Source organism: Parabacteroides sp. PFB2-10, from assembly GCF_029893085.1.
Taxonomy (GTDB): domain Bacteria; phylum Bacteroidota; class Bacteroidia; order Bacteroidales; family Tannerellaceae; genus QVMG01.
The window spans coordinates 1-9593 of the sequence record NZ_JARXWI010000031.1 but is presented as its reverse complement, the minus strand read 5'-3'; the positions used below and the strand labels follow the sequence as shown (position 1 = coordinate 9593).

The window sequence follows — 9593 nt, the reverse complement described above, 5'->3', positions numbered from 1 at the left end:
AAATCCATACGTTAAAAAGTGTTTCTCCCGGGAGTTTGTCTCCGAAGTCCCGCTTTTTTGCGCGCAAAGTCCCGCCGAAATTACAAATCGTAAATTCGGGGTTTCGCCGAAAATGAGCGAATTAACATTTGTTTACATTGTTGTAAAATACTGAATCATCACATAATTAGGGGGATTCAAATTATGTGAAGTATATTTGTAACGTAAACGTAATAATTGCTATATGAAATCTAAACACATTTTTCTCTTTTCGATCCTGATGATCGGATTGTTGACCTTTACCTCCCTGCATGCGCAAACGAAACCCCGCATAGGGATTGCCGGTATACGCATAGAGTCATGCACCTTCTCGCCTGCACTGACAACGGAAGATGCCTTTACAAAACGTTTTGGCGATGATTTATTGAACTCGTATCCCTTCCTGCGCGAGGGACAGCCACTACGCGAAAAGGCGGAATGGTTTCCAGCTATGACGGCCTACTCCACGCCGGGTGGCGCGGTGACCCGGGAAAGTTATGAATCGATGGTGAAAAAGATCCTGGATCTATTGAAAGAGAATATGCCTTACGACGCCCTCTTTTTTGATATTCATGGGGCAATGAGCGTGGTGGGTCTCGACGATCCGGAAGGCGATCTGATTATCCGGATACGCGAACTGATCGGGAAACAGCCTATTATCTCGACCAATATGGATTTACACGGCAACGTGAGCTGGCGCCTGGCGGAGAATACGGATCTGATGACCTGCTACCGCATGGCACCGCATGAAGACGCCATGGAATCCAAAGAGAGAGCCGTTAGCAATCTATTAGAACGTATCGAATCGGGGAAAGGCCGTCCGGGTTATAAAGCATGGATCCCAATCCCCATCCTATTGCCGGGCGAACAGACCAGCACGCGGGTGGAACCGGCCAAATCACTCTATGCCGCCGTAGCGCCCGCCACGGCACAGGAGGGTATTATCGATGCGGCTATCTGGATTGGCTACGCCTGGGCCGACGAACCACGCAACAAAGCGGTGGTGATGGTGACCGGCGACGACCGCGATATGGTGACACGCACGGCGGAATACCTGGCACACCACTTCTGGAGCGTACGCCATCAGTTTGAGTTTGTCGCGCCGGTAGGCACCCTGGAAGAGTGTCTGGCCAAAGCGCTTACGGGTGAGAAAAAACCTTTCTTTATCAGCGACACGGGCGATAACCCGACAGCGGGCGGCGCAGGCGATGTGACCTGGACCATTACGGAACTGTTAAAACGACAGGAGTTTCGCTCGGCCGACGGGCCTTCGTTGATTTATGCCTCGGTGCCCGGACCGGAATTTGTCAAGAAAGCGAAAGAGGTAGGCGTGGGTGGCCGCATCGACGGAGTAGCCGGTGCCAAGGTGGATGATCGCTTCGCGCCTCCGGTAAGGCTGAACGGGGTGGTGACGGCAATCTACGACAATCCGAACAATTCGGAAGTGGCGGTTCGAATCGGAAGCATCCACGTGATCGTGACCGAGAAACGGAAAGGTTTTCATACCGAAAGAGAGTTTACCAAACTGAATCTGAATCCGCGCGAAGCGGATATCGTGGTGGTAAAGATCGGCTACCTCGAACCGGAGCTCTATAATATGCAGGCGGACTGGATGATGGCATTGACCGTAGGTGGTGTGAATCAGGATCTCTACGGGCTTCCTTATAAACGGATCGACCGCCCGATGTATCCACTCGATAAAGACATGCCGATGCCCGACCTGAAAGCCCGCTTAGTGCCTTTTGTGGCGAAATAAAAAAGAAAGAAGGATGATAACCGGACAGGCAACGAATATGCGACGAATAAATAATAAACACTTCTTATATTATGGCTTAGGACTCCTGTTTCTGGCTATCATCCTCCGCTTTTTAGGTGTCCCGACAATGGTCTGGGCGCCGTTGTTTGGCATCGCGATTGTATTGAAAACGATCTTCCTTATTCGGGTGTTCCGTTCCAAAAGTTTTCAGCCGAGCCTCTGGCTGGGATTTATTCTTACCGGGGTGGCAATGATCTTTATCTCCATGATTTTTCGATATCTCTATCCGGTTCCCTGGCTTTGGAGTATTCTTTTTTATGGGGCGATTGCCTTTAAACTGATCGGACTGATATTGATGATCATAAAAAGAGTCTGGTTATCCTCTAAAAACAAATAAATTTCCTACATTTATCCGCGCATATTTTTATATAACCACTAAATAATTGTTTCAAATGAAAAAACTTCTAATCGCATGTATGGCGGTGTGTGCCCTGTCGGCTTGTACACAAACCAAGCAGGTTCCTTTGTCATTCAACGTGGAAAACCGGGGAGCAGATGCCAAGCTGCCTCAGATTCTCCCGGTAGAGCAATTGCCTTCCGTAGCCAAGTTGCCGGATCCTTTTGCCTGGTCGGACGGAAGCGGGCGTTGTAAAACATTCAAAGAATGGACCCGTCGGCGTACGGAAATCATTCATGAGATCGGTTCGTATGAATTGGGGCTGCGGCCACCACGTCCTGCCGATATGACTGCTACCTATTCGAACGGTGTTCTGGAGGTGGTGATCAAAGATAATGGGCAAACATTGACGCTGTCTTCTCCCGTAACCATGCCGAAAGGCGAAGGGCCGTTCCCGGTTATTATCGGCATGAATCGCCCGACCGGCACCATGGCGGCGGAGTTGTTCGAAGACTTTATACAGATCCCTTATCTCCACAACCAAACGGCTATCTATGGCTATGGCGTCCCGGAAAAAGAGGGTCCCTTCTTCCAGATGTATCCTCACCTAAAGGAAGCGGGCGACTATTGTGCCTGGTCGTGGGGTATCAGCCGTTTGATCGATGGATTGGAGATGGTGCAGTCGCAACTGAATGCCGATATGTCGCGCATCGGAATCACCGGCTGTTCGTATGCCGGCAAGATGACCTTGTTTGGTGCTGCTTTCGATGAGCGCATCGCTTTGGCCATTGTGCAGGAGTCGGGTGGCGGAGGCGTCAATGCCTGGCGTGTATCGGAAACAATTGGCGAGGTAGAGAAAATAAGCAATACCAATTATAGTTGGTTTATGAAACGGTTGCGGAATGATTTCGATGGCAAGGCCGATCGTTTGCCTTACGACCATCATGAATTGATCGCTTTGATTGCGCCGCGTGCCGTATTGGTATTAGGAAATCCGGACTTCCAATGGCTGGGTGATCCTTCCGGATATGTTGCCACCGAGGCAGCCATGGAGGTATGGAAAGCCATGGGCGTGGAAGACCGAATCGGATATGACTTCTCACCGGGGCATCCGCATTGTCGGGTGAACGATAGCCAACATGCGGCCGTTGTAGCCTTTGTGGATAAATTCCTGCGCGGCGACACGGAAACAAACACCCTCATCCGCAACACCCCGGTAGAAACAATCGACCCGGCAGAATGGATCAGCGAATGGGCGGGGTACCAACTGAAAATGAATTAAGCTATTATTAATTGCCGTCGGTTTTAACCGACGGATCATAAATTCCTATTAAAAAAGGCTTTAGCCAAAGCATATTATATGCTGGCTAAAGTCTTTTTGTTTTATTCTTATTACTCTTTGACAAATTTTGCAGGCTTGCCGGTTGAGGATGGGGCGGGTATGCCGTCGGTGAAATGGTCTTCTACCAATTCGACGCGGATGCCTTCGTGCGTATAAAGGTTCAGTTGGCGTTTGTTGTCTGCCCCCAGACTGATCCCGGTATTCCTGCATCCTTCAGGCAGGGTGCGTGTTTCAAGCACAGCCTGAGCCGCATAAACATCTTCTACCAACAGGCAGATATGGTTCATCACACCGCGTTCGCCCTTTGAGGGTTCTTTATCATACAACATATATTCCACGGTTTGTTCGCTTTCGGGCAACTGAATATGCACCCATTTCACCACATCCGCCGAAGGGCCTCCGCGCCAGGTCTCTTTCATGCCGAATACTTCCGTGTAAAAGGGGTGTACCTTATCCATATCGTCGACCATAAACCCGACATGACCCAAGCGATTGGAGATGGGATTCTCCGGCAGGTATTTGCCACGGGTCTGGGCAATCATGCCCGTCGGCAGGTATTGAATAAACTCACAGGCAACGCCTCCCGGCATTGGAACAAAGAAGTTCAGGTTGCCGGTACGCCCCGGAGTCAACGGCTCTTCGGGCACTTTATAACCCAGTTCCTTCAGGTAGATGCGCCAGGCTTCCGAATCGTCGGTCTCGAGGCAGTAGTGCATCGCCTGGTTGCGTGTGCCTTCCGGATCCGGAAAGAGTTCGATAAACTGACGATCATTGAATTTAATGATCGTACATGCCGGGATACTTAGCCCGTCCTGGGCTATTTCAAATCCTAAGTAATCGGTAAAGAACTGACTGGTACGCGCCATGTCTGTTGTATAGAAACAGGCATGGGATACACCGATGATTTTAGGACGCTCTGCGGCTTTTGCCGGTTGGTGTAGAATGGATGTCATGGCAAACAGGATGATAATAAAGGTATAATACGCTTTCATATACAATTGCATTAGATGGTTTTGCGACGAATATACATATTTCTTTTCGAGAAACCTTTTGAAAACCCCGATTGTTTTATTAGAAGAGAATGGAAAATAGGAAATCGAATGACAAAATGACCTATTTCTCGTGCGGCATATATTTTGCCCCTTATCATGATAAAAGGATAAATAAACAAAAAGATAAAGATATGAATTTGAACAATTTTACAATTAAATCGCAAGAAGCTGTGCAGCAGGCTGTGCAGTTGACCGCCCGGAATAGCCAGCAGGCTATCGAAGCGGCTCACCTGTTGAAGGCTGTCATTATGACAGGAGAGAGTGTAACCAACTTTCTCTTCCAGAAGTTGGGCGTAAACATACAAAACCTCAACCTGGCATTGGATCGTCAGATCGAATCCTACCCGAAAGTATCAGGGGGAGAACCTTATCTATCCCGCGAGGCCAATGCGGTTTTGCAGAAGGCAATCGACTATTCAGGAAAGATGGGCGACCAATATGTGTCGCTGGAGCATATCATCCTGGCGTTACTGACCGAAAACAGCACCGCTTCGCAGATGTTGAAAGACGCCGGCGTGACCGAGAAAGAATTGCGCCTGGCCATCGACGAATTGCGTAAAGGGAATAAAGTCACCAGCCAGTCGGCGGAGGAGACCTACGATTCCCTGAGTAAATACGCGATCAACCTCAACGAACGCGCCCGCAGTGGCAAGCTCGATCCGGTGATCGGTCGCGACGATGAGATCCGCCGCGTGTTGCAGATCCTTAGCCGCCGCACGAAAAACAATCCAATCCTGATTGGTGAACCCGGCGTGGGTAAGACCGCTATTGCCGAAGGGCTGGCACATCGTATCATCCGGGGTGACGTGCCGGAGAATCTGAAGTCGAAACAGATCTTCTCGTTGGATATGGGGGCATTGATTGCCGGTGCCAAATACAAAGGAGAGTTCGAAGAACGATTGAAGTCTGTGGTCAACGAGGTGGTCAAATCGGATGGAGAGATCATCCTCTTTATCGACGAGATCCACACCTTAGTCGGAGCCGGTAAGGGAGAAGGCGCTATGGATGCTGCCAATATCCTGAAGCCTGCCCTGGCACGTGGCGAGTTGCGCTCGATCGGCGCCACCACATTGGATGAATACCAGAAGTATTTCGAAAAGGATAAAGCCCTGGAACGCCGTTTCCAAACCGTTATGGTGGAAGAGCCGGACGAACTGGATACGATCTCTATCCTGCGAGGATTGAAGGAGAAGTACGAGAACCACCACAAGGTGCGCATCAAAGACGATGCGATTATTGCGGCGGTGCAACTCTCTTCCCGCTATATCACCGACCGCTTCCTACCCGATAAGGCGATCGACCTGATGGACGAAGCGGCTGCCCGTTTGCGTATACAGGTAGACTCTGTGCCGGAATCGTTAGACGAAGTGTCGCGTCGTATCAAGCAATTGGAGATCGAACGGGAAGCTATCAAGCGGGAGAATGATAAACAAAAGTTGGAATCCCTCAACAAAGAGATAGCCAACCTGAAAGAGGAAGAAAACAAACAAAAGGCTCAATGGCAAACAGAAAAAGAGCTGATCAATAAGATACAGCAGAATAAGATTGACATTGAGAATATGAAGTTCGAGGCCGACAAAGCGGAACGCGAAGGAGACTACGGCAAGGTAGCCGAATTGCGTTACGGAAAAATCAAGGCGAAAGAAGAGGAGATCGGAGAGGTTGAGGCGAAACTGCACGCCATGCAGGGCAATGACGCCATGATCAAAGAGGAGGTCGATAGCGAAGATATTGCCGATGTGGTATCGCGCTGGACTGGCATTCCGGTGAACAGGATGATGCAAAGCGAGAAAGACAAACTATTGAAATTGGAAGATGAGTTGCATACCCGCGTCATCGGGCAGGAAGAGGCGATCACCGCCATATCGGATGCCGTGCGCCGCAGCCGTGCCGGTCTGCAAGACCCGAAACGTCCGATCGGTTCCTTTATCTTTCTGGGTACGACCGGAGTGGGTAAAACGGAGTTAGCCAAGGCGTTGGCCGAGTATCTGTTCGATGATGAGAATATGATGACGCGTATCGATATGAGCGAGTACCAGGAGAAATTCAGCGCTACCCGTTTGATCGGCGCGCCTCCCGGCTATGTGGGATACGACGAAGGCGGTCAGTTGACCGAAGCCATCCGCCGGAAACCCTATTCGGTAGTGCTCTTTGATGAGATCGAAAAGGCGCATCCCGACGTGTTTAATATCCTGTTGCAGGTGTTGGATGATGGGCGGTTGACCGACAACAAAGGCCGTGTGGTCAACTTCAAGAATACGATCATCATCATGACAAGCAATATGGGATCGTCGCTTATCCGCGAGAACTTCGAGAAGATGACACCGGAGAACCGCGAACAGGTGACCGACGAAACGAAGATTCAGGTATTGGAGCTGTTGAAAAAGACCATCCGTCCCGAGTTTCTGAACCGTATCGACGAGATTATTATGTTCACGCCGCTGAACGAAGAGGAGATCCGTCAGATCGTGACCTTGCAGTTGAACAGTGTGAAGAAGATGCTTGCCGGAAATGGTATTGCTTTGGAATTTACGGATGCCGCCGTACGATTCATCTCCGACGAAGGCTTCGACCCACAGTTTGGCGCCCGTCCGGTGAAGCGTGTCATCCAGAAATATGTATTAAACGAGCTCTCGAAAGAGATATTGGCCGCAAAAATTGATCGGAACAGGCCGATTGTGATAGATCGCGAAGGGGAAGGGCTTGTTTTTCAGAATTGATAATGGGTAATTGAGAATGGATAGTGGTTTTGTTATCCATTACCCATTATCCATTTTCAATTAATGAAACTTTTTTAATAGGAAGAAGGGTGTTACCCTGAAGTAGACGCCAAAGGAGAAGTTGGTGTTGCTTTTGATGGAGCGCTTGCCGGTTTCGGGGTTGTTGATCACGTCGGAGAACATCTGATAGAGATCGAAATCAACACCTAAAGTATAACCTTTGCCGAGCTTCAGTGTATACTCTCCTCCCAAATAAAGCATCTGCGGATGTTCATACACCGCATTCTCCTCCGTCAACGACATAGCGCCAAAAAGCGGATTCCCGAATAAAGAGATGAAATCCTGATTATTGAAATAGGCTGTCTTCAGATGGAATTTGCCTATCTCGGCATGCAGGCTGAGGTAGCTGGCCACCCCTTTGTCTAAAGGCCATAGGGTTCCGGCTTGCTGATAATAACCCAGGTAGTCGGCTTCGACGGTGAGGCGCTTGAACAGGCGATGCTCGGTGTTCCAGGTGAGTCCGATTCCGGTTGCCGCATTCACAAAGGTGCTGACCGAATTAACCTGCATGGTATCCAACTCCCCGCCCCTATGCTGCGCCAATACCTGGAGAGGCACATAGAAATGTAGTTTTGAATCGGGATCATTCAGGTCGAAGCGGCTCGACAATCCGACCGTAAACGCTTCCTGATGCGTGTCTCCCTTGTAGATAAAACTATGCCAGTTGAGCCATACATCCGCGTGGATGCGCCGGCTATCCCACAACAACTGCAGACCCACCTCGGGATCCGCCGTCAGGTTCAGCTCCGGACTATACAATGGCTCTATCAATTGGTGGTTGCTCCCTCCGTAGATATTGCCCAAGACCATGTTCAGGTTTTTCGTCAATTGCAATTGTGCCCGGAAATAAGTGGTAATATGAGCGCCTTTCTGATACTGCCCCCCTTTCCATTCGGCTATATCATGGTAGGCCGCATTGGGATAACGATAGCTGCCATGATACAACAATGCATGCAATCCGGCTTCCAATTTAATGTTCGGCAAAGGATAATAGACCACTTTGGGCTGTATCCATAATCCGGGCAGCGAATAGCCTTTGATCACCGTATTATCGTATTCGATATTCTTAAAAAAGTTGAGGTTGTTGAGCTCGATAGAGAGTTCTTTGTGTTTCTCTGGATCGATGGTGTAATCGTCTGAATAGATCCCTTCGGCATGTTGTGCCAGCAGCGGGACAACAGAAGATAAAAATAAGAAGAAGCCAACCAGGTATAGCTTTATCTTTATCATCTGTTTACGTGTGCTGAAATACATCCTTTCTCGTGTTTTGCCTACAAACGTAGCGAAAAACCGCTTAAAAATAAAACAGGGAGATAGATTTAAATCTATCTCCCCATTATAAAACCAATATCTTCTAAGCCGAGGCTATAGAGATTAGCCTCTTGGAGTTGCTTCTTTTACTACCATCTGACGACCTTCGTATTCAGCACCGTCCAATTCTTTGATCATGTTTCTTGCTTCATCATCATTAGGCATTTCCGCAAAAGCGAAACCTTTAGAACGACGAGTGTCACGATCGATGATTAACTTAACAGAATCAACTGTTCCATACTCTTCAAGAATCTGTTGCAATTCTTGTTCTCTAACGCGGTAATTAAGATTACCAATGTAAATGTTCATAAAAAAATAAATAAGTAATTAATTTGAAACAAAGATCGCTTCACAAAAGGAAGAATCGTTTGTTTTGTCGCAGCAAAGAAAAGCAATAAAGTTGATATACAAGCATTTTTCAGTTTTTATTTTCGCAGAAACACTTTTTTTCTCCAGATCACCCCGTATTCCAACGGAAGAGGTTCTTACACCTCATAATAACGCAAATAAACGTTAATTTACTCCTTCCCGGAGAAACCCCCAATTTACGATTTGTAATTTCCGCACGACTTTGCGCGCAAAAAAGCGGGACTTCGGAGACAAACTCCCGGGAGAAACACTTTTTAACGTATGGGTTTGTAAGCAAAAGGGGCGTTTTGCTTACAGTCCGTATTTTAACATTTCGAGAGTTAGGAGTGTGAAAATGGGTGGTGAGATCTTCAGATCGGAAAGAAATTGAAGGTTTGCTTTACGCTTTCGCTAAGCGATCTTCGATTGCAGAAAGCCCGGAAGGGATTTAATTCCTAATAACCCCCAGTGAAGAGAGCGAAGCGAACGACTGAGGGGTGATAGCGAATGTGGAAACAAACCAACGCCGAAGGTGTTGAATTAAAGGTCGGTCTTAGCCAATTGAACCCTTTTCGGGTTCATGAGATAT

At 48.4% G+C, this 9593-nt stretch carries 7 protein-coding genes; 4 read left to right on the top strand and 3 right to left on the bottom strand.

Annotated features, from left to right (window positions below; genetic code table 11):
• The first annotated feature begins 223 nt into the window (after nucleotides 1-223).
• From M2137_RS14765 to M2137_RS14755, 3 genes are read left to right on the top strand one after another with little or no spacing between them, the layout of a single operon-like run.
• Nucleotides 224-1774 (top strand): M81 family metallopeptidase, encoded by a 1551-nt coding sequence (locus tag M2137_RS14765; protein WP_280767195.1) that lies wholly within the window; start codon nucleotides 224-226, stop codon nucleotides 1772-1774.
• Between the two features lie 13 nt (nucleotides 1775-1787).
• A complete protein-coding gene (locus tag M2137_RS14760; protein WP_280767194.1) occupies nucleotides 1788-2171 on the top strand; it encodes a hypothetical protein in 384 nt (127 codons plus the stop codon).
• Between the two features lie 55 nt (nucleotides 2172-2226).
• Nucleotides 2227-3453 carry a hypothetical protein gene (locus M2137_RS14755; RefSeq protein ID WP_280767193.1) on the top strand — a complete coding sequence of 409 codons (1227 nt, stop codon included), beginning with the start codon at nucleotides 2227-2229 and terminating at the stop codon, nucleotides 3451-3453.
• Between the two features lie 110 nt (nucleotides 3454-3563).
• Here the strand turns inward: M2137_RS14755 and M2137_RS14750 are convergent, their stop codons facing one another.
• The gene (locus tag M2137_RS14750; RefSeq protein WP_280767192.1) at nucleotides 3564-4505 is read right to left on the bottom strand and encodes a VOC family protein; all 942 of its coding nucleotides are present in this window, start codon (nucleotides 4503-4505) and stop codon (nucleotides 3564-3566) included.
• 191 nt (nucleotides 4506-4696) lie between these two features.
• On the opposite strand from M2137_RS14750, the gene clpB reads away from it, so the two are divergent.
• Entirely contained in the window at nucleotides 4697-7285 is a 2589-nt protein-coding gene (gene clpB / locus M2137_RS14745) for an ATP-dependent chaperone ClpB (RefSeq protein ID WP_280767191.1), read from the top strand.
• A gap of 60 nt (nucleotides 7286-7345) precedes the next feature.
• Here the strand turns inward: clpB and M2137_RS14740 are convergent, their stop codons facing one another.
• Both M2137_RS14740 and M2137_RS14735 read right to left on the bottom strand, forming a co-directional pair.
• Complete coding sequence (locus M2137_RS14740) at nucleotides 7346-8575, bottom strand: hypothetical protein (protein WP_280767190.1); 1230 nt, start codon at nucleotides 8573-8575, stop codon at nucleotides 7346-7348.
• 144 nt (nucleotides 8576-8719) lie between these two features.
• Nucleotides 8720-8965: an RNA-binding protein gene (locus tag M2137_RS14735; protein ID WP_280767189.1), complete on the bottom strand. Its 246-nt coding sequence runs from the start codon at nucleotides 8963-8965 to the stop codon at nucleotides 8720-8722.
• Nucleotides 8966-9593: the final 628 nt, after the last annotated feature.

Excerpts from the sequence above, each read along its gene's own strand:
- M2137_RS14760 (WP_280767194.1), top strand. The coding sequence starts at position 1,788 with ATGATAACCGGACAGGCAACGAATATGCGACGAATAAATAATAAACAC.
- M2137_RS14755 (WP_280767193.1), top strand. The coding sequence starts at position 2,227 with ATGAAAAAACTTCTAATCGCATGTATGGCGGTGTGTGCCCTGTCGGCT.
- M2137_RS14765 (WP_280767195.1), top strand. The coding sequence starts at position 224 with ATGAAATCTAAACACATTTTTCTCTTTTCGATCCTGATGATCGGATTG.
- M2137_RS14740 (WP_280767190.1), bottom strand. The coding sequence starts at position 8,575 with ATGATAAAGATAAAGCTATACCTGGTTGGCTTCTTCTTATTTTTATCT.
- M2137_RS14735 (WP_280767189.1), bottom strand. The coding sequence starts at position 8,965 with ATGAACATTTACATTGGTAATCTTAATTACCGCGTTAGAGAACAAGAA.
- M2137_RS14750 (WP_280767192.1), bottom strand. The coding sequence starts at position 4,505 with ATGAAAGCGTATTATACCTTTATTATCATCCTGTTTGCCATGACATCC.
- clpB (WP_280767191.1), top strand. The coding sequence starts at position 4,697 with ATGAATTTGAACAATTTTACAATTAAATCGCAAGAAGCTGTGCAGCAG.